Genomic DNA, 19,800 nt, shown 5'->3' with positions numbered 1-19,800 from the left:
TATTCACCAACGTTACCGCGCAACGTTCTAGCGTCGCCGCCGCATTTCTGGCACTCTTATAGGGATGGATACGACGAACTATGTGGGTTGTGGGTCACAAACCACGCTACTGGCGAACGCTCACGCGGCATTCAAACACCTGCCGAAACAAATCGTGGAACTCGGACACGTGTTTACCGACGCCGGGTTCGAACTCGCCCTCGTGGGCGGCCCTGTGCGCGACGCGTTCCTAGCGAAAACCCCCCACGACTTCGACCTCACCACCAACGCCCGCCCCGACGACACGCAAGAACTACTGCGCCAATGGGGAGCGAACACGTGGGCGGTGGGGAAAGCATTCGGCACCATCGGCGGGCAAAAAGCGGGCCTCACCGTTGAAGTCACCACCTACCGCACCGAAGAGTACGACAGTTCCTCACGCAAACCCACCGTGCAGTACGGCGACCACCTGGAAGGTGACCTTTCGCGCCGCGACTTCACCATCAACGCGTGCGCAATGCTGCTGCCGCAACTGAGGCTCGTGGACCCCCACGGTGGGTTAGAAGACCTGGCGGAAGGCGTGTTGAAAACCCCGGTTTCCGCCCAGCAGTCTTTTGACGACGACCCGCTGCGGATTATGCGGGCTGCCAGGTTCACCGCTCAGCTGGGCATTGACGTGTCCGAAGACGTGATGGCCGCAATGTCCGCGCAAGCACCGCGCCTGCAGATCGTGTCCGCAGAACGCGTCCAAGCGGAATTGCACCGGCTCATGATCAGCCCGTATCCGCGCCGCGGTTTAGAACTAATGGTGTACACCGGGGTGTGCGACGAAGTGCTCCCGGAGTTCTCCGCGTTACGCGACACTGTCGACGAACACAACCGTCACAAAGACGTGTTTGAGCACACCCTCACGGTGTTAGACAACGCGATGTCCATGGAAACTGACGAAACCGGCCCGGTTCCCGCCCCCGACTTCATCCTCCGTTTCGCCGCGATCATGCACGACGTGGGCAAGCCTGACACCCGCAAATTTGAACCCGATGGGACGGTTTCTTTTCACCATCATGAGGTCGTGGGTGCAAAGCTTACGCGAGCGCGCATGCGAGCTCTGAAGTTCGACAAAGCCACCACCAAAGCCGTGACCAAACTGGTTCGCCTACACCTGCGGTTCCATGGTTACGGTGAGCAGGGGTGGACAGACTCCGCGGTGCGTCGCTACGTGGCTGACGCCGGTGACCTACTGCAACGCCTTCACCGCCTGACTCGCGCGGACTGCACTACCCGCAACCGGCGCAAAGCCAACTACCTGCGGGCCGCGTACGACGACTTAGAGGCGCGGATCGACCAGCTTGCCAAACAGGAAAAACTTGACGCGGTACGCCCGGACCTCAATGGAGATCAGATTATGAGCATCCTCGGATTAGAACCGGGCCCGCAGGTGGGACAGGCCTACCAGTTCCTTCTCAAACGCCGCATGGAAGAAGGACCTCTGGGGCAAGAACGGGCCGAAGAAGAGCTTGTGCAATGGTGGAAAACGCACAATAAGTAACATTTACGTAAAAACGTATTACCCTTATTTAAGACAAGCGATTATTTAAGGAGCAGTATGACAATCGAAACTCCAGCTCCAGCGTCAGCCGACATCGGCGTGTGGGGAATGGGCGTGATGGGATCGAACCTGGCTCGAAACCTCGCGCGCAACGGCTACGACACCGCGGTGGGCAACCGGACGGAACCGAGAACAGAACGGTTCATCCAAAAGCACGGTAGTGAAGCCGAGTTCGTGCCCGCCCCAACGATGGAAGACTTTATCGCAAGTCTGCGCCCACCCCGCGTGGGAATCATCATGGTTAAAGCCGGTGCCCCCACCGACGCCGTGATGGAACAGATGGCCAACCTGATGGACGAGGGTGACATCATTGTGGACTGCGGTAACTCCCTGTTCACAGACACGATTCGGCGTGAAAAATGGTGCCGAGACCGCGGCCTGCATTTCGTTGGCGCAGGTGTTTCTGGGGGTGAGGAAGGTGCCCTGTGGGGCCCATCGATCATGCCTGGGGGCACCGCGCAATCCTACAAGCGTCTTGGCCCCATGTTCGAAAAAATCTCGGCGCACGTAGACGGCGAACCGTGCTGCATGCACATCGGTGCGGACGGCGCTGGCCACTTCGTGAAAATGGTGCACAACGGGATTGAATACGCAGACATGCAGGTAATTGCCGAAGCCTACGACCTGCTCCGCGCCGGCCTGGACCTATCCCCTCTGCAGATAGCAGACATTTTTGACCGGTGGAATGAGGGGGAGCTGAACTCGTACCTCATTGAAATAACTGCGCAAGTACTGCGGCAAGTAGATGAAGAAACCGGTAAACCCCTAGTTGACTTGATTGTGGATGCGGCGTCGCAAAAAGGGACGGGTAAGTGGACGGTGCAGAACGCGCTGGACCTCGCAGTACCCGTAACCGGGATCGCCGAAGCCACGATGGCGCGCGGAGCGTCTTCCTCACAAGAATCCCGTTCCCTAGCGCAAGCGCGGTTCAAAGGCCAGGTGAGCGAGTGGAACATCACGGACCCAGACGCGTTCATTGAGGACGTGCGCCAAGCCCTGCTGGCATCAAAAATCGTGGCGTACTCGCAAGGTTTCGACCAGATTACCCGCGCCGCCACGGAATACGGATGGGACATTGACCGGGCCGGGTTGGCGCAAATCTGGCGGGGCGGCTGCATTATCCGCGCCCAGTTCCTAACTGACATCACGCGCGCTTACGAAGCCGACTCTACCCTGGCCCTGCTGATGGCCGGGGACTACTTTGCGGAACGAATCGAAGATGTGGAACCCGCGTGGCGGCGCATCGCCGCCGCCGGCGTTCAGCACGGCATTCCCACCCCCGTGTTCTGCTCCACGCTGGCTTACTTCGACCAGATCCGGGCGCAACGCCTGCCGGCAAGTTTAATCCAGGGGCAGCGGGACTTCTTCGGTGCCCACACGTACCAGCGGGTAGATAAACCCGGTGTGTACCACACGCTGTGGGCCCAGGAGGGGCGCCCTGAAGAAAGGCAATAAAACTTGAGTGACACCCACGGTCGTAAACCCAAACGTTCCGGCCTGCCGAAACGCCAAGACCTGAAACACAAACGCGCAGAAGAAGACTACGCGGCCAACCAGGCACGCCGGAACTCGGATTCCACCGGCGGCCCTAACCGCGCCCAGTCGAACCGCGACACCACGCGACACAGCAGTGGTGGACGCGGGGGAGCCACTGGGAGTGCTGCCCGCAGTGAAACCGGGCGCGGTTCGCAACCAAGGTGGAAACCACGCGGCGCCGCAAGCGAATCGCAGCGCAAGACGGGTACGAAACCGGTGGGTGCCTCAAGCGGGAAAAAAGCGAGTGCCAAAGGTGCGAACCAAACCGCTAGAAGCGGTAAAAACGGGAAAACCACAAGCGAGAACGGGCGCAAACCCAAGCGGAAATGGCCTAAACGGTTAGGCGTGGGCCTGCTGTGCAGCTTCCTGGGGCTGATTATTGCCGGGGTGGCGGCATTCGCAATCGCATACGCCACGATCCGGGTTCCCGAACCTGGGGAGTTCGCGCTCGCGCAAAAAACCACGGTTTACTACGCGGACGGGAAAACCGAAATGGGCACGTTCGCAGAAATGAACCGCACCATCATCGACACCTCCCAGATTCCCGACTACGTGGGGCAAGCAGTGGTGTCTTCCGAAGATCGCACCTTCTTTACCAACTCCGGGATCGACCTAAAAGGTATCGCCCGCGCGTTCGTTAATAACATTACCGGCGGGGACCTGCAGGGGGCCTCCACATTGTCACAACAATACGTGGAGCGCTACTACCTGGACACCACCACCGGGTACTTGGGGAAAGCTAAAGAGGCGATCTTGGCCCTCAAGATCAATAAGCAGCAAAGTAAAGCCGAGATCCTCGACAACTACCTGAACACCATCTATTTCGGACGCGGCTCGTACGGCATTGAAGAGGCCGCAAAGAATTATTTTGGAATCCACGCGAAACAACTGAACGTGTCGCAGGCGGCGATGCTCGCGGGAATTATTCCGGCACCATCCGCGTGGGACCCGGCGCAGAACATGAATATGGCGCAGCAGCGGTGGGAACGCGTGCGTAAACGCATGGTGGAAGACGGGTGGATTTCCAGTGACGACGCCAAAAAAATGAAGTTCCCCGACACCATCAAAGGCGTCAAAAACGAATCCATGAAAGGTACCAACGGGTACCTGATGCAGCAGGTGCGCAGTGAACTGGCTTCGCAAGCTGGCATCAGTGCGGAACAGGTGGATTCGGGTGGCTACAAAATAATCTCCACGATCGACCAGAATAAACAAAAAGCTGCGGTCGATGCGGTGAATGCGCTGCCGGAAGGGGCGAGCCCAAACCTGCACGTCGCCCTGTCTTCCGTTAACCCAGAAAACGGGGAGATTTACGCGCTGTACGGCGGTAAGGACTACCAGAAGATCCAACGGAACGCAGCCACGCAAGATATTGCGATGGCGGGGTCTACTTTTAAGCCCTTCGGGTTGGTTGCTTATGCCGCTGAGGGAGGTTCGTTGCGCGACCGCTACAGTGGCAACTCCCCGCTGACGCTACCCGATGGTACCACGGTGCATAACTACGCGAACCAGTCTTACGGCACGGTGGACATGGTGCGCGCCACCGCCCTGTCGATCAACACCGCGTTCATCCAAATGAACCAGAGCATGGGGGCGGCAAAAACCCGCGATGCGGCAATCAAACTTGGGATCCCAGAAAAAACCCAGGATTTAGACGAGAACCTGGGCAACATTTTGGGTTCATCCGCGCCCCACAACATTGACCTAACCCGCGCGTATTCCACAATTGCTGCGGGTGGGCAGCGGACCACTCCGCACATTGTCCGCGAGGTCACGGACACGGCGGGGAACACACTTTACCGCGGTTCCACTGCGAAAGAGGAAGTGTTTAAAGCCGAAGACATGTCGAAAGTGCTGCCGGGGTTGAAGGCAGCTGCCCAGTGGGGGTCAGCGGACAAAGCGCGGAACTTGGGGCGGCCGGTGGCTGGTAAAACCGGTTCGTCAGAAGAAAACAAGTCCGCTCAGTTCGCGGGGTTCATTCCGCAAATGGCCACCGTGGTAACCATGTATCAGGAGGGGAATAACGGGTCGGTGCAGTCGATCACCCCGTTTGGTGGTTACGGTGAAATCACGGGTGCCACCATCCCGGGAGACCTGTGGCTCAAGTACATGGCTGCGGCCACGGACGGGATGGAAGTGAAAGACTTCGACTGGGTCACTACCCCTTCGGCTGGGTCGAGTTTCCAACAGGCACCTCCGCCGCCCGCGCAGCCACAGCAGGAGGAACCGAGCGAGGAGCCTTCCGAACAGGTGCAAGAAGAGGAAGAGCAGCCGCAAGAACCTCAGCGGCCCCGCCCAGAACCTTCCCACGAGCCCGCGGAACCAGAGCAACCGGAAGCGCCCTCCCCAACTGAGGAACCAGACGAGTAACTGGCAAGTAACTGGCGGGCCGGGTTGAGGGTCTGTGCCGAAAGTCTGCTTTCAGGCGTATCCCCGCCCGGCCAGCTGCGGGCCTTGGTTATACACACCGGTTGAGCGCAGCAAAAAGGCCGCCTCGGAAAGAAAATAACCGGGGCGGCCTCTAATAGAATCCGGGTTTAACCAGAATCTAGTTAGCACTCACGCAAAATCAGCATTAAAGCTAAAACGCGTGGGTTACTTAACGGCGATTACGCGGACCTTGATTTTTGCGTGAACATCCACGTGCAAGTTAACCTGCACGTCGTAGTCACCGACGTACTTGATCGCGTTCTCAACCACGATGCGACGGTTGTCTACTTTAATCCCAGTCGCAGCCTCAATGGACTGAGCGATCTCTTTGGTGGAAACCGCGCCGTACAGAGCATCCGTGGCGGACGCGCGTTTCTCAACCTCGTAGAACTTAACTTCCTCAAGCTTGTCGCGGGCCTCACGGGCATCATCGATGCTGTCGTAAGCCTGCTTGCGGCGACGTTCGTTCAGTTCGTCAATTACCCGCTGCTGCCCGGGTGTCCACCGCGCCGCGAGGTTGCGGGGAACCAGGTAGTTACGAGCGTAACCGTCTTTAACAACAACGACATCACCGGCGAAACCGAGGTTAGGGACGTCGTGGGTCAAAATGAGTTTTGCCATTGTGAGTCTCCTTCCTTCGGTTTAGCGGCCAGAGCTTGAGTAGGGAAGCAGAGCCATTTCGCGGGCGTTCTTAACGGCTTTAGCGATCAGACGCTGCTCTTGCACAGACACACCGGTTACGCGGCGCGCGCGGATTTTACCGCGGTCCGACACGAACTTGCGTAGCAGTGCGGTGTCTTTGTAATCGATTTTCCCGATCTTAGGTGCCCGTGGAACGGTCATCTTCTTCTGGATCGGCTTGCGAAGTTTAGGCTTCGCCATAGTTGATCTCCTTGAAAATACGTTGACTTTAGAAAGGTGGTTCGTCGTTGTAAGCGGGCGCCCCATCAGTTGCCCACGGGTCTTCTGACGACCCGCCGGGGGCCGCGTTGTAATTACCCGTGTTCTGCTGCTGGTAGCCGCCCCCGAACGAGCTTTGACCACCGGAGTTGTTCATACCACCCTGGTTGTAACCGCCACTACCGCCGTAGTTCGACTGGTTGCGGGTAACCTGTGCGCGCGCAAACCGCAGCGCCGGCCCAACTTCGTCAACCTGCATTTCAACTACGGTCCGCTGGCCGCCGTCACGCGCTTCGAAACTGCGTTGCGTCAACCGCCCCTGCACAATTACGCGCATGCCTTTCGACAGGGAATCCGCTACGTTCTCGGCTGTTTCACGCCACACGGAGCAGCGCATAAATAACGTGTCGCCGTCTTTCCAACCACCGGACTGGCGGTCGAAGGTGCGTGGTGTGGAAGCTACCGTGAAGTTAGCTACTGGCGCACCAGAATTGGTGTACCGAATCTCCGGGTCGGCAGTTAAGTTACCGACAATCGTGATGATTGTGTCTCCGGCCATTGTGGACTCCTAAGGTGCTGGTAGTGGTTACAAAAAGTGGTTAAGAACAGTGCTACTTCGCGTTGGGGCGCAGTAGTTTAGTGCGCATCACTGTTTCGTTGAGGTTCAGAACACGGTCCACTTCTTTCGCCATGTCAGGCGTGGTGGTCATGTTCACGACCACGTAGATGCCGTCAGAGAAGTTCTGGATCTCGTACGCCAGCCGACGCTTACCCCAAATATCGACGTTCTCGATGGTGCCGTCCGCTTCAGTTACCTTCGCGAGGACCTTATCCATCGAGGGGCCGATCGTGCGTTCGTCAACGGTGGGATTGAAGATCACCATCAGTTCGTATGCACGCATTACTCCCCACCTCCTTTGGACTCAATCGGTCACGGTCGTTCCGTGACAGGAGGGATTATGCGGTTGGTTCCCACAGCCTCACGCGAAAAACCCGTAAGAATATGCGAACCAACAAACAATCTTACCGGCAAAACGGTGTAAAAACTAGGGGAAGAAGTGTGTTCTTCATCGGCTCCCCGCGGTTTCGTTTAGGCTGGAAGTACGCGGGCAAGGAGGCGACACGTGGACCAGCAGGCAATATGGCTAGACCGCCAGCACGTGGCGGTACCGAAGTGGGTTGGTGGCGGCGTGCACATGCTGATCAGCGGCCCCGAATGGGCACACCCGGGGGATGCGTACACGCAGCGGGTCGTCCTCGAAAACGCAGGTGGGCGAGCTCCTACTGACGGGTTTGCCAGGCAGGCAGGTGGGTCGCACGGGGAAACGCGCGGGTGGCGCGGCCTGGTTAAAAGCGATGACTACCGGGTGATGCACCTACCCACGTCCGTGACGGACGAGGTGCTGCGCCAGTGGCTCACGTGCCAACTATTGGTGGAAGGTGAACGGGGAGAAACTGGGATCCAACTCGCGGGTGTACTCGACGACGTGTACGCCCCGGCGCGCCATGCCCGGCTCGGAGCGTACGTAGCCGGGATGGGATGGCGGTTCGCCCTATGGGCCCCCACGGCACGCAACGTTTCCCTCAAAATATGGCACGGCGGCAAACCCCAAACGATTCCGGCGCGGCGCGACGACCTGACCGGGGTGTGGGACGCGTATCTGAACGCGGAAGAAGACGATGAATACCTGTGGATAGTGGACGTTTACTCCCCGGCGGTGGGCCGGTGGGTGGTGAACGAAGTTACCGACCCCTACGCCGTGGGTCTGACCGTGGATTCGCGCCGATGCGTGCTGGTGGACATGGAGAACCCCGCGCTCTTTCCAAAACACTGGCCCACCCCCAAACCCATCCATAACCCGTGTGAACGCGTTATCTACGAACTTCACGTGCGCGACTTCTCCGCCGCCGACACGTCAGTCCCCCTGGCGGACCGGGGGACCTACCGGGCGTTCACCCACCCTGACTCCGATGGGATGAAGCACCTGGCGAAACTGCGTGAAGCCGGGGTGAACACCATCCACCTGCTTCCCATATTTGACTTCGCGACCGTACCCGAAAACCCCGATCAGCAACACAACCCCGTGATAGAACGGGCCCGCGGGGCGGCGCTGGAACCTCAGGAAGAAATTGGGCGGGTGCGCAAAAAAGACGCGTACAACTGGGGGTACGACCCGCTGCACTACCTAGCTCCCGAAGGCTCTTACGCGACGCAGGGGCATCAGCGTGGGGGTGCGCGCGTGCTGCAGTGCCGGCAAATGATCGCTGCCCTAAACGCGGCCGGGTTTGACGTGGTTGTCGACCAGGTGTTTAACCACACGTACGCGGCGGGGCAGGATCCGCATTCGATTCTGGATCGGATTGTGCCCGGCTACTACCATCGCCTGTGCGCGCGTGGAGACGCGTATACCACCACGTGCTGTCCGAATGTGGCGACGGAACACATGATGGCGGAAAAACTCATGGTGGAAGCCGTGGCGTTTTGGATCCGCAACTACCGGGTTGGGGGTTTGCGGTTCGACCTGATGGGGTTCCATTCGCGCCAGAACATGGAGAAAGTGGTGGCGCAGCTACCGGCCTCCGCCTACGTTTACGGGGAGGGTTGGGATTTCGGTGAGGTTCAAGACAACGCGGTATTCTACCAGGCGAAACAGGGGCAGTTGGACGGCACCGGGATCGGTTGTTTTAACGACCGGGTGCGCGACGCGCTGCGCGGGGGAAGTCCGGTGGACGCGTCCATGCGGTCACGACAGGGGTTCGCGTCCGGATTACTTTCGGCACCTAACGGGGTCAGTACCCTGGGTTGGGACGAACAGCATGAGGCCCTGGCGCGCGCTACCGACAGAGTGAAACTGGCGCTGGTGGGGAACTTGCTTGATTACCCGCTGGCCCCCACGGCCGAGTCCGCGCCGGATCCTTCAACTCCGCCAGGAGTGAGCGCGAAGGGGCCCTCAACGCCAAACGATGTTTCAGCGGCCGTGGCGGCGGGTGCGTTTGCTACGCAACCGGCAGAGAGCGTGAACTACGTGGAAGCCCACGACGACGAAACTCTGTACGACGTGATGGCGTATAAACTGCCGACCCATACCTCCACGCGGGAGCGGGCACGGGCCTGCATGCTGGCGCTCGCGGTGGTGACGTGGGGGCAGTCACCGGTGTTTTGGGCAGCGGGCACCGAGATTTTGCGGTCTAAATCCATGGACCGCGATTCGTTTGATTCGGGGGATTACTTCAACGCGATCGATTGGACGTTGCACACGCATAACTTTGGGATTGGCTTGCCGCCGCGCTGGTCTAATGCGCAGAACTGGGGCGTGATGGCACCGCTGCTTGAGGATGCGCGGCTGCGCCCCACCACCGCGGACATGCGCTGGTCGTTCGCTGTTGCCCGCGAGTTCTTACGAGTCCGCACGCGCTACCGGGCACTCACCCTGGGGGACGCGCAGCAGATTATCCGCCGCGTCTCTTTCGTGCCCGCCCCCGCCGGGGTGGTGGTGATGCATATTAATAATGAGGGTGGCCCCGGGCGCGAACACCACCTGCTCGTGTGCATCAACGGGTGGGCGCAGCAACAAACCGTGGCCTACCCCCAGCTGGCTGGCACGCGCTTGCGTGTGAACCCGGTGCAGCGCGACGGCGCAGACCACGCCATCATGGCCACCGTGCAGTGGGACCAGGCGGCGGGCAAATTAACCCTTCCCGCCCGCACCGCCGTGGTGCTCACCGACTAGTGCTTTAGATGCATCCACGCGCCGCCACGTACCCTCAGGCCCGTGGTAAGAGCGCGCATGCCGGTGAACACGACCGCGAAAGCCGCCCACACGAACACCACCACCCAGGTTTGCCCCGCGGTATCTAAACCGCCCACCTGGCTGGAGCGGTGGGCAATGAACCACAGTAATGGCAGGTAGGGAACCAGGTTGATTACGCCCGCGAGCGCGAGATACCGGTTGTCGCCAGCACCGATCAGGATGCCGTCCATCATGAACACGAATCCGGCGAGGAACTGGAACAGGCCCGCCACCAGCAGGCCCGCGGTGGCGGCGCGGCGCATCGCGGGGTCGGTGCCGAATATCCAGGGCAGCAGTGGGGAGCCCACCATGAGGGCCACGCCAATCACCGTTCCCGCCGCGATTCCCCAGATGACGATTTTGCGCACTACCATGCGGATTTGGTTGGGGTTGGCGGTGCCGCTGTCTTCTTTCCCGAGGGCGTGTCCAACCAGTGCTTGCGCGGCAATCGCGAGGGCGTCTAGGGCGAATGCGGCGAAGTTCCACACGGTGTTCACCACCTGGTGGGCGGCGAGGGCGACGGTGCCGGCACTGGCGATGGTCCACACCGTTGCGAGGATCGCTAGGCGCAGCGTGAGGGAGCGCAGCAGGAGCGGGAAGCCGGCCACGGTGGATTCCCACACGGCCTGCAGGTTGAAACCGAACCGCGCGTGGTGTTGGCGGGCTGAGGCCACCACGACGCCGCTGAGCACCACCGCCATCAGGGTTTGCGTTAACGCGGTGCCGATGGCACTGCCCTTTACCCCCAGGTTCAGTCCGTAGATGAGGATCGCGTTCAAGATCGCGTTCACCACCGCCCCACCGGTCGCAACGTAGAGCGGGGTTTTTGTATCCAGCGCGCCCCGCAGCGTTCCCGTGGCAGCCAGCACCACCAGCATGCCCACCAACCCGGGGGCGCAGTAATGCAGGTAGTCCAGTGCGTGTGGGAGTACCTGCGGGTCCGCTCCGAAGAATATGAGGAGGGGGCGGGCGAAAATCATGAACCCGGCTGCTAGTGCCGCGCCGAGCACGGCAGCTAACCACATTGCGTTGATACCTGCCTGCATGCCTTCACCAACTTTGCCGGCACCGAGGGCACGGGAGGTGATCGCGGTGGTGGAGTATGCCAAGAAAACGCAGATCCCCACCGCGGTCATCAGCACTGTGGAAGCGAGGGATAGGCCTGCCAGTTGCGCGGTTCCCAGGTGGCCCACCATCGCGGAGTCAATAGTGGTTAGAAGTGGTTCGGCAATTAGTGCGCCCAGGGCGGGCAGGGCGAGGGTGATTATTTGCCGGTTCAACGACTGGCTAGAAGTGGGATCTTGTGTGGGTGGGGTTTCGTTTTTATCCACCAATTTCGCTACCAATCTTTTTACACAGGGTGTGGACAACTCTGTGGACAACTTACCGCAGTTTCGCGGCGTTTGCCCGCTTCGTGACGTGCGAAACATCCACCCGTTTTCCACAACTTATCCACAGGTTTGGGCAGTAATTCACTATTTATCCACAGATTTACGTGGGTTATTCACAGCCTGAGGTTGAGTTAACGCCCTCGTGTGGGTATCCTCAGCGTGCAAACCACACGGGTTTGGCACACAAAGTTTTCCACGGGGTCGGAGGTAGTAGGCGTTGGCGTCTGTTGAGTTTGACCGCGTCCCCCCTCAAAATATTGAGGCTGAACAAGCGGTCCTAGGGTCCATGATGCTGGACAAGGATGCGATCACAGACGTCGCGGAAATCCTGGTGCCAGAAGATTACTACCGGCCCGCTCACGAAACCGTGCACCTGGCGATCATTGAACTGTACTCGCGGGGCGAACCGGTGGACGCACTAACCCTGTCGGCAGAACTGAAACGCAACGGAGACTTGGAACGCATCGGTGGGGGCGAGTACCTGCACACCCTCATGGCGTCCGTAATTACGCCGGCGAACGCGGATTACTACGCGCGGATTGTGCGGGAACGCTCCCAACTGCGTTCCCTGGTGGAAGCTGGTACGCGCATAGTCCAGCTTGGTTACGCCGAAGCCGGTGGCGATGTTGACGACATCGTTGACGCCGCCCAGTCAGAGATTTTCGCGGTTTCAGAACGCCGCCACTCCACGGACTACGTAGCGCTGGCCGAACTGTCGGACCCCCTGCTAGCGGAACTAGAGAAAATTGAGAAGAACAAAGACGTCTCCCTGGGTGTGCCCACTGGGATTCACGATTTGGATTCGCTCACCACGGGCCTGCAACCGGGGCAGATGGTGATTGTGGCGGCGCGCCCCGCGATGGGTAAGTCCACGCTCGCCCTGAACTTTTTACGGTCCGCCGCGATCCACAACGACATGGCGTCGGTTGTGTTCTCGCTAGAAATGTCGCGCGCAGAAATTGGGATGCGCCTGGTCGCGGCCGAGTCCCAGGTGCGGTTTGGGAAAATGCGCCGCGGCGACATGAATGCGGACGAGTGGCGCAAAATCACCCAAACCATCGCGGAGATTTCCGAAAAACCCCTGTTTATTGACGATTCCCCGAACATGGCGATGAACGAGATCCGCAGCAAATGCCGGCGCCTTAAGCAGCAGAACAACTTGAAACTCGTGGTGATCGACTACTTGCAACTGATGACGTCGGGCCGCCTGGTGGAGTCGCGCCAGCAGGAAGTGTCGGAGTTCTCGAGGTCCTTGAAACTGTTAGCGAAAGAACTGGAAGTGCCGGTGGTGGCGGTTGCGCAGCTGAACCGTGGGCCGGAGCAGCGGACGGATAAGAAACCCATGCTCGCGGACCTGCGTGAATCCGGTTCGCTAGAACAGGATGCGGACGTAGTGATGCTGCTGCACCGCCCCGACTATTATTCTGAGGACGAACGGCCCGGGGAAGCGGACATTATTGTTGCGAAGCACCGCAATGGGGAAACCCGCACTATTCCAGTGGCTTTCCAAGGTCACTACGCGCGGTTCACAGACCTGGCTCGTGACATGGGGTAAACACGGGCTGCGTGGTATGAATTAATTGATGATTACTAAGGGAAACTCCAGTACTGGCACTGGGTCTAAGCGGCGTTCCCGCTCCAGTAAGCCGGCTCCACTTTGCCCGCTTCGCCCCGGGGAACCGTGCACCCTGTGCCAAGCGTTCGTCACCGGACCTCAAGACTGTCAGACGGTGCGGCTGGTAATGGAAGATCCAGAACTAAGGGCGCTTCTGGCGGAAAAACGCCGGGCCTATAATGAGCAGCAGAAGAAGCTGAAGCTGAGGAGTTAAGATGTCACAAAAACCACCGGTCGCAATGATCGTCGCAGGGTCGGAAGCCACGGGCGCAGCAGGGATCCAAGTGGATTGGAAGACGCTGCACCAGCTTGGCGTGTATGGCATGGGAGCCATCACGTGCATCGTTTCGATGGATCCGAAAAACAATTGGGATCACCGGTTTGAACCGGTTCCACCGCACATTATCGCCGACCAAATGGAAGCGTGCATTAACGCGTTCGAACCTGACACCGTGAAGCTCGGAATGATGGGTACCGTTCCTACGATTGACACGGTTTCGAAAGCGTTGAGCGAGCGCGAGTGGAAGAACGTGGTAGTTGATCCCGTTTTGATTTGTAAAGGCCAGTTTGAAGGCCCGGGGGCTGAGGTGGATCAGGCGTTGCGCGACAAACTGCTGCCGCTTGCAACCGTGGCGACTCCGAACGTGTTCGAAGCTTCCACCCTGTCGGGTATTGAGGTGACGGACGAGAAAACGTTGGCGCAGGCCGCGCAGCGAATCGGCGAGATGGGGCCGCGTTACGTGCTGGCTAAAGGCGGGATGGAACTACCCGGTGAGGAAGCGGTGGACCTGCTGTGGGACGGTCAGAAGATCACCCGTTACGCCGTTAAGAAAGTTGGGGATAAACGCGTCAATGGTGCTGGTTGCACGATGGCTGCTTCGATTACCGCGTACTTGGCGCGGGGGGAAGATGTGCATGAGGCCGTGCGGCGCGCTAAGCAACTGGTGACCGCCGGGATTGAGGCGCAGATCAGCTCGAACGTGCCTGTGCCGGCACTGTGGCAAGGTGGTGGCGTGAACCGCGGCTAGAGCGGTGCGCACTGACCTGGACTGGTTTTCACTGCCCGGGTTGGTTCCCGATGAGCCTTGCATAAGGCTGCACTCCTCGGATGGGAAACTGGGAGTCCAGTTTCCTGTCCGGGGAGTTTTGGTTTATCAGCCCGCATTTTCGCATTGTTTTCGTATTTACAACGCCGAACTGTAAGGTGCCTCACGCGTAAAAAGTACTTGAGGGAACGCGTAGGTTAACAAACTGAAACAGGAGCTAAAAGCTTAGAAAATACTCTACAGACCGGCGAATTTTCTGTTTACACTCAAATTTGTGCCAGGTAAAAACTGTTTGAAACAGGTTGTATCCCAACTGGTCACACCTCTTGTTTTCGAAAGCACACCACACGTTTCGTAAGAAAGTAAACAGGAATGCTTGAACTGACCGAGATTAAAAAATCATTCGGCGACAACCGCGTGCTCGACGGCATTAGCCTCACTTTAGGAAGCGGCGAAATCATGTCGATTCTAGGCCCCTCAGGCTGCGGTAAAACCACTTTGTTGAACATAGTTCTAGGCATCACCGAACTCACCGGCGGGCAGATTGTGTACAACGGGGAAAACCTGACGGACACGCCCATGGAAAAACGTGGGTTCAACATCGTGTTCCAAGACTACGCACTGTTCCCCAACCTCACGGCCTACGAAAACATTACGTACGGTCTGCGGAACAACCCCGATCTATGCACGGAAGACGAGATTAAAGACATGATTAGCCTGCTTGGCCTTGAAGATCATTTGAACAAGAAAATCGACGAACTTTCCGGTGGGCAAAAGCAGCGCGTGGCCCTGGCCCGAACGCTCGTGATGAAACCTCGGCTGCTGCTGCTAGATGAACCCCTGTCCGCCCTCGATGGGGTAATCAAAGAATCCATTAAGACAAAAATCCGTCAGATCGTGGACCAGTACAATCTGACCACCATCATGGTTACGCACGACCCCGAAGAAGCGTGCACGATGAGCGACCGGGTGCTGATCTTAAACGACGGTGGAATCGCCCAATACGACACGCCTGAGAACATCATTGAACACCCCGCCAGTGACTTCGTCCGCCAGTTCATCTTGCGCCAGCTGGAAGTTAAGCGGGACAACATTTTCTCGCTGTTCCAAGAGGGGCTCCCCACCGCAGACGCTACCGTCGCACCGCACAGCGCGGCCCAGGGGGAGTTGCGTCCCTCAGGGAGCGAACTGGCGGGAGAAAACCAGCCGGTGGCCTCGGAAGGGAACCAGCCTGAACGCCCGGAAGGGAGCAAGCAAGCGACTCCGGGGGAAGATACGGAACCGGGCGCAAGCCAGGGTTCGCGGCGCGAACCCGTACTGTCGGGCAAGGTTGAAGGCTAAGACGCATGTCCATTACCGCAGTGAAAAACCGCTCCCGCATGCCTAAAAACGAAGCTCCCCCAGCGCGTAAAAGCCGGCATCGGCAGCCGGAACTGTGGACGCTATTGACAGTGGTCAGTGCGGCGTTCCTACTGTTCCTATTTGTTCCCCTTGCGCTAGTCATTTGGAACTCGTTCAACACGGGTACCGGGCAGATAACGCTGTCTAACTACGCGGCGGTGCTGCACCGCCCAGACTTCATCCAGTCGGTCATAAACTCCCTGATCGTCTCTGCCCTCGGAGCCGGCATCGCGGTTGGGATCGCGTTCTTACTCGCGTACACGGTGAACGCCACGAACGTTCCGCGCGCCCTCAAGCGAATAATAAAACTGTTTACGCAACTCCCCATGCTGCTGCCCACCATCACGTACGGGTTCGCGATCATCTACTCATTTGGTAAGCACGGGCTGATCACCCGTATTTTCGGGTTCCAACTGTTCAACATCTACGGGTTTAACGGGCTGCTGATCGGCTACGTGGTGTACACGCTTCCCACGTGCTTTTTGCTGATCCACAACAGTTTCCAGTTCGTAGACAAGAAGTTCATTATCGTGTCGCACATCATGGGGGATCGGCCGCTGAAAACCTTCTTGAACACAGTGGTGCGGCCGCTGGTGGGCACCATGTGCGTCGCGTTCATCCAATCGTTCTTCCTGGCGTTTACCGACTACGGTATTCCCACGTCAGTGGGCGGTGAATACGACGTGCTCGCGATGACGCTGTACAACCAGATGCTGGGGTCAATCCCGAACTTCCACCGCGGCGCCGTGATCGCCGTGTTCATGCTGATCCCGTCTATCATTTCGATCATCCTCATGACGATCCTGGAGCGGTACTCCATTCGGTATGCGAAAATCTCCCAGGTGGACCTGCCGCGCGGGGTGCGGCGCGACTTCTTCTGCGGCGCCGCATCGATCTTGTCGCTGGGCGCGGTGCTGAGCTTGTTCCTGGTGATCATCATTATTCCGTTCGTGTCCGAATGGCCGTTCAACCCCGCCCCCACGCTGCGCCACATCACCGCCCTGTTCACCGACCCGAGTTTGAACATGGTGTACACGAACTCGTTGTACGTGGCAGTTATGACCGCGATTGTTGGCTGCTTGTTTGCTTACGCCACGGGCCTGGTCACGTCCCGCTCCCGGTTGCCACGCGGGGTCCGCCGAGTGGTTGATTCCATTTCTGCAATCGTGAACACCGTTCCCGGCATGGTGCTCGGTATCGCATTCCTCCTCACGTTTTCGGGCACCAGTTTGCAGAACACGTTTTGGATTCTGATTGTCGCGAACGTCGTCCACTATTTCGCCACGCCCTACCAGATGATTAAAGATTCGCTCACTAAGATGAACGCGTCTTGGGAAACCACTGCCCGTCTGATGGGGGATAGTTGGTTTAAGACAATCCTGAGGGTCATCACACCTAACGCTTGGCCCACTATTTTGCAGGTATTTGGGTACTATTTTGTGAACGCGATGGTCACGATCTCTGCGGTCGTGTTCCTCACGGGAGCGCGCACGCAGGTGGTGACCACTGAGATTTCTGCCCTGCAGCACATCGCGAAGTTCGATTCCGTGTTTGCCCTGTCCCTACTGATACTGGTTACGAACCTGCTGGTCAAAGGCGGGATTGCGCTGGCTACTCGCAACCGCCGGGCGGTTAAAGCAAAGAAGCGGGCGAAGTCTAATATTCCCGTTAATCCCGCGCAGGTGGCGGATACGCGGACAACGGTGCGCCGGGACAGCCGGGTTACTGCCGGGAAGCAGTTGGAAGCGTCGGGGTCGCGTAATTTCCCACTGCCCACAACTGGGAACCGGAAGGCCCGCAATATCCTCACGGGCGTGTTCGCCGCAGTACTAACCAGTTTCCTGATCCTGTTTGGCACGGGCGCGCTCTCGTCTGCGTCCGCTACACGCGGGCAGGTAGTGATTTACACGAATGCGGACGATGAGGCCGTGGTCGCCTTCCAAAACGCGCTCGACAAGCGTGGGATGAAGGGCCAGTACATTGTGCAAAACTTTGGTACCTCAGAGTTGGGCGGCAAGATCCTCGCGGAAGGCAAAGCGTTAGAGGCGGACGTGATTACGATGAGTTCGTATTACATTGATTCTGCGCAGCATCGCAACAGTATGTTCTTACCGCTGACCGACATTAAATCGCGTCTTCTGGGGGATTCTGGGATTGCGCAGGCTCCGAAGTACCGCCGGCCCGCCACCGCGCAAGAGGGTGCGTTGCTCATCAACAAACCCGCTCTTAAAGCCGCGGGCGTGCCCGCACCGAAGAGTTTGAAAGATTTGGCCGACCCCAAGTACGAGGGATTGATTGCAGTTCCGGACATGGAGGGTTCGTCCACCGGTTGGCTGATGGTGCAGGCGATTGTGGATGCCTACGGGTTAGATGGGGAAGGTAAGCAGGTGATGACCGGGATTGCCCGTAACGCTGGCCCGCACATGGAACAGTCTGGCTCCGGTCCGCTCAAGGCGGTGCGTTCGGGTGAGGTTGCGATCGGGTTTGGGTTGCGCCACCAGGCGGTTGCGGATAAAGCCCAGGGCCTCCCGATTGATTACGTGGATCCGGTGGAGGGTAACTACTCGTTAACCGAGTCCGTGGCGGTGCTCGATAAGGGCGAGTCCACGAATCCGAAGGCGCAGAAAGTGGCTGCTATTTTGATTGATGAGGGGCGGCAGGAGATTCTGTCGACCTACCCAACACCACTGTACGAAGGTGAACATAAGGCGAAGAACGCGTCCGTGCGGTCGAAGTTCTTCCCGCAGCCACTCACCGTGGATTTACTGCAAAAGCACCAAGATTTCTCGTCCGCTTGTAAACGCGCAGCTGGAAGGAAGTAGGAATAATGGATAAGAGTTACAAGTTGCTCACCCCCGGTCCGCTCACCACTACGGATTCGGTGAAGCAGCAGATGCTGTTTGACCACTGCACGTGGGATTCAGACTACATGCAGATCACTGAGGGGATTCGCGCGCGGCTGCTGGAGTTGGGGCACTGCGACCAGGCAGAGTACACGGTGGTGCTCATGCAGGGTTCGGGCACGTTCGGGGTAGAGAGCGTTTTGACGTCCGTGGTGGGGATGGACGACAAGGTGCTGCTGTGCACGAACGGGGCGTATGGCGACCGGCAGGTGCAGATGTGTGACCACGCGGGCGTCAACTACGTGCGCTATAACGTGGAGTACGACCAGGTGCCGGACCCGCAACGGATCGAGCAGATTCTTGACGCGGACCCGTCCATCACCCACGTGTCCATGGTGCATTCGGAAACCACATCGGGGTTGCTGAACGACATCCAGCCGGTCGGTGAGTTAACGGCTGAGCGGGGCATCACGTTTATTGTGGACGCGATGAGTTCGTTTGGGGGAATGGAAATCCCAGTGCAGCAGTGGCACATTGACTTCCTAGTTTCTAGCGCTAACAAGTGCATTCAGGGAGTGCCGGGGTTCAGTTTTATTATTGCGCGGCGCGAACCGTTGGAAGCTTCGAATGGGCAGGCGCGGTCTTTGTCGTTAGACCTGTGGGATCAGTGGCACACGTTGGAGCAGGCCGGTGGGAAGTGGCGGTACACGTCCCCAACGCACGTGGTGCTTGCGTTCGCGCAGGCGCTTGAGGAGCTAGCAGCAGAAGGTGGGATTCCCGCCCGCGCCGCCCGGTATGCGCAGAATAACCACCGGCTCATCACCCGCATGTGCGCCCTCGGTTTCCGCACTTATTTGGAGGACCACCAGGGCCCGTTCATCACCACGTTCTTCTACCCCGATGGGGTGCAGGTAGATTTTGCCGACATGTACGAGTTCATTAAAGAACGTGGGTACGCGATTTACCCAGGTAAGCTCACAAACGAAGAGACATTCCGGGTGGCGAACATGGGAGAGATCTACACCCCTGACATTGACCAAGTAACCGACCTGTTCGCCCAGTACCTGGATGCGCGTGGCCTGTTGGGAAAGATTGGGTTTGATTCGCTTGAGGACGCGCGCCACGCCATGGAACAGGCCAGTGCTTAGCCTGGCTCGGCAACCCGCCGCAGCAGGCGAGGGGTAGCGAAGTGGGATAAGAGCCTCAAGCAATGGGCGAGGGGTAGCGAAGCTGGGCAAGAACCTCAGGCGGGGAAGAAC

The 19,800-nt window shown here is 58.7% G+C and carries 15 protein-coding genes; 10 read left to right on the top strand and 5 right to left on the bottom strand.

From position 1 onward, the window contains the following. Positions 1 to 64 precede the first annotated feature (64 nt). The 3 genes from QS713_RS01600 to QS713_RS01590 are packed head-to-tail and all read left to right on the top strand — an operon-like array spanning position 65 to position 5,494. On the top strand, positions 65 to 1,528 hold the full coding sequence (locus tag QS713_RS01600; protein ID WP_313271910.1) for a CCA tRNA nucleotidyltransferase: 1,464 nt from the start codon (positions 65 to 67) through the stop codon (positions 1,526 to 1,528). 57 nt (positions 1,529 to 1,585) lie between these two features. After that, complete coding sequence (gene gnd / locus QS713_RS01595; RefSeq protein WP_313271908.1) at positions 1,586 to 3,043, top strand: NADP-dependent phosphogluconate dehydrogenase; 1,458 nt, start codon at positions 1,586 to 1,588, stop codon at positions 3,041 to 3,043. A gap of 3 nt (positions 3,044 to 3,046) precedes the next feature. Next, the gene (locus tag QS713_RS01590) at positions 3,047 to 5,494 is read left to right on the top strand and encodes a transglycosylase domain-containing protein (protein ID WP_313271906.1); all 2,448 of its coding nucleotides are present in this window, start codon (positions 3,047 to 3,049) and stop codon (positions 5,492 to 5,494) included. A gap of 225 nt (positions 5,495 to 5,719) precedes the next feature. On the opposite strand, the gene rplI is transcribed toward QS713_RS01590, so the two are convergent. Genes rplI through rpsF form a run of 4 tightly spaced genes read right to left on the bottom strand, consistent with a single transcriptional unit; the run spans position 5,720 to position 7,356 of the window. Then, positions 5,720 to 6,175: a 50S ribosomal protein L9 gene (rplI, locus tag QS713_RS01585; protein WP_313271904.1), complete on the bottom strand. Its 456-nt coding sequence runs from the start codon at positions 6,173 to 6,175 to the stop codon at positions 5,720 to 5,722. 21 nt (positions 6,176 to 6,196) lie between these two features. Continuing rightward, positions 6,197 to 6,436, bottom strand: a complete 240-nt coding sequence (rpsR, locus tag QS713_RS01580) for a 30S ribosomal protein S18 (RefSeq protein WP_102216973.1) — start codon at positions 6,434 to 6,436, stop codon at positions 6,197 to 6,199. A gap of 28 nt (positions 6,437 to 6,464) precedes the next feature. Further along, the gene (locus QS713_RS01575) at positions 6,465 to 7,013 is read right to left on the bottom strand and encodes a single-stranded DNA-binding protein (RefSeq protein ID WP_313271902.1); all 549 of its coding nucleotides are present in this window, start codon (positions 7,011 to 7,013) and stop codon (positions 6,465 to 6,467) included. 52 nt (positions 7,014 to 7,065) lie between these two features. Further along, positions 7,066 to 7,356, bottom strand: a complete 291-nt coding sequence (gene rpsF, locus QS713_RS01570) for a 30S ribosomal protein S6 (RefSeq protein WP_102216971.1) — start codon at positions 7,354 to 7,356, stop codon at positions 7,066 to 7,068. Positions 7,357 to 7,578: 222 nt separating this feature from the next. On the opposite strand from rpsF, the gene QS713_RS01565 reads away from it, so the two are divergent. Then, positions 7,579 to 10,185: an alpha-1,6-glucosidase domain-containing protein gene (locus QS713_RS01565; protein WP_313271899.1), complete on the top strand. Its 2,607-nt coding sequence runs from the start codon at positions 7,579 to 7,581 to the stop codon at positions 10,183 to 10,185. Here the strand turns inward: QS713_RS01565 and QS713_RS01560 are convergent. After that, a complete protein-coding gene (locus tag QS713_RS01560; protein ID WP_313271897.1) occupies positions 10,182 to 11,576 on the bottom strand; it encodes an MATE family efflux transporter in 1,395 nt (464 codons plus the stop codon). The genes QS713_RS01565 and QS713_RS01560 overlap by 4 nt on opposite strands. A gap of 277 nt (positions 11,577 to 11,853) precedes the next feature. Here QS713_RS01560 and dnaB point away from each other — a divergent pair, with 277 nt between their 5' ends. From dnaB to phnW, 6 genes are all read left to right on the top strand, one after another. Beyond that, positions 11,854 to 13,191, top strand: coding sequence for a replicative DNA helicase (gene dnaB, locus QS713_RS01555; protein ID WP_313271895.1), 1,338 nt, complete (start codon positions 11,854 to 11,856; stop codon positions 13,189 to 13,191). Between the two features lie 28 nt (positions 13,192 to 13,219). Then, complete coding sequence (locus QS713_RS01550) at positions 13,220 to 13,465, top strand: DUF6767 domain-containing protein (RefSeq protein WP_313271893.1); 246 nt, start codon at positions 13,220 to 13,222, stop codon at positions 13,463 to 13,465. Position 13,466: 1 nt separating this feature from the next. Then, on the top strand, positions 13,467 to 14,279 hold the full coding sequence (thiD, locus tag QS713_RS01545) for a bifunctional hydroxymethylpyrimidine kinase/phosphomethylpyrimidine kinase (RefSeq protein WP_313271892.1): 813 nt from the start codon (positions 13,467 to 13,469) through the stop codon (positions 14,277 to 14,279). A gap of 390 nt (positions 14,280 to 14,669) precedes the next feature. After that, a complete protein-coding gene (locus QS713_RS01540) occupies positions 14,670 to 15,638 on the top strand; it encodes an ABC transporter ATP-binding protein (RefSeq protein ID WP_313271891.1) in 969 nt (322 codons plus the stop codon). Positions 15,639 to 15,643: 5 nt separating this feature from the next. Further along, positions 15,644 to 18,520 (top strand): extracellular solute-binding protein, encoded by a 2,877-nt coding sequence (locus tag QS713_RS01535; RefSeq protein WP_313271889.1) that lies wholly within the window; start codon positions 15,644 to 15,646, stop codon positions 18,518 to 18,520. Positions 18,521 to 18,525: 5 nt separating this feature from the next. Beyond that, positions 18,526 to 19,689 carry a 2-aminoethylphosphonate--pyruvate transaminase gene (gene phnW / locus QS713_RS01530; RefSeq protein WP_313271887.1) on the top strand — a complete coding sequence of 388 codons (1,164 nt, stop codon included), beginning with the start codon at positions 18,526 to 18,528 and terminating at the stop codon, positions 19,687 to 19,689. Positions 19,690 to 19,800: the final 111 nt, after the last annotated feature.

It is taken from the genome of Gleimia hominis, from assembly GCF_032085515.1.
GTDB lineage: Bacteria > Actinomycetota > Actinomycetes > Actinomycetales > Actinomycetaceae > Gleimia > Gleimia hominis.
Note: the sequence above shows the minus strand (reverse complement) of the source record. Positions and strands in the feature narration are given on the sequence as shown.

Excerpts from the sequence above, each read along its gene's own strand:
- QS713_RS01600 (WP_313271910.1), top strand. The coding sequence starts at position 65 with ATGGATACGACGAACTATGTGGGTTGTGGGTCACAAACCACGCTACTG.
- QS713_RS01575 (WP_313271902.1), bottom strand. The coding sequence starts at position 7,013 with ATGGCCGGAGACACAATCATCACGATTGTCGGTAACTTAACTGCCGAC.
- phnW (WP_313271887.1), top strand. The coding sequence starts at position 18,526 with ATGGATAAGAGTTACAAGTTGCTCACCCCCGGTCCGCTCACCACTACG.
- rpsF (WP_102216971.1), bottom strand. The coding sequence starts at position 7,356 with ATGCGTGCATACGAACTGATGGTGATCTTCAATCCCACCGTTGACGAA.
- rpsR (WP_102216973.1), bottom strand. The coding sequence starts at position 6,436 with ATGGCGAAGCCTAAACTTCGCAAGCCGATCCAGAAGAAGATGACCGTT.
- rplI (WP_313271904.1), bottom strand. The coding sequence starts at position 6,175 with ATGGCAAAACTCATTTTGACCCACGACGTCCCTAACCTCGGTTTCGCC.
- QS713_RS01550 (WP_313271893.1), top strand. The coding sequence starts at position 13,220 with ATGATTACTAAGGGAAACTCCAGTACTGGCACTGGGTCTAAGCGGCGT.
- QS713_RS01535 (WP_313271889.1), top strand. The coding sequence starts at position 15,644 with ATGTCCATTACCGCAGTGAAAAACCGCTCCCGCATGCCTAAAAACGAA.
- thiD (WP_313271892.1), top strand. The coding sequence starts at position 13,467 with ATGTCACAAAAACCACCGGTCGCAATGATCGTCGCAGGGTCGGAAGCC.
- QS713_RS01540 (WP_313271891.1), top strand. The coding sequence starts at position 14,670 with ATGCTTGAACTGACCGAGATTAAAAAATCATTCGGCGACAACCGCGTG.
- gnd (WP_313271908.1), top strand. The coding sequence starts at position 1,586 with ATGACAATCGAAACTCCAGCTCCAGCGTCAGCCGACATCGGCGTGTGG.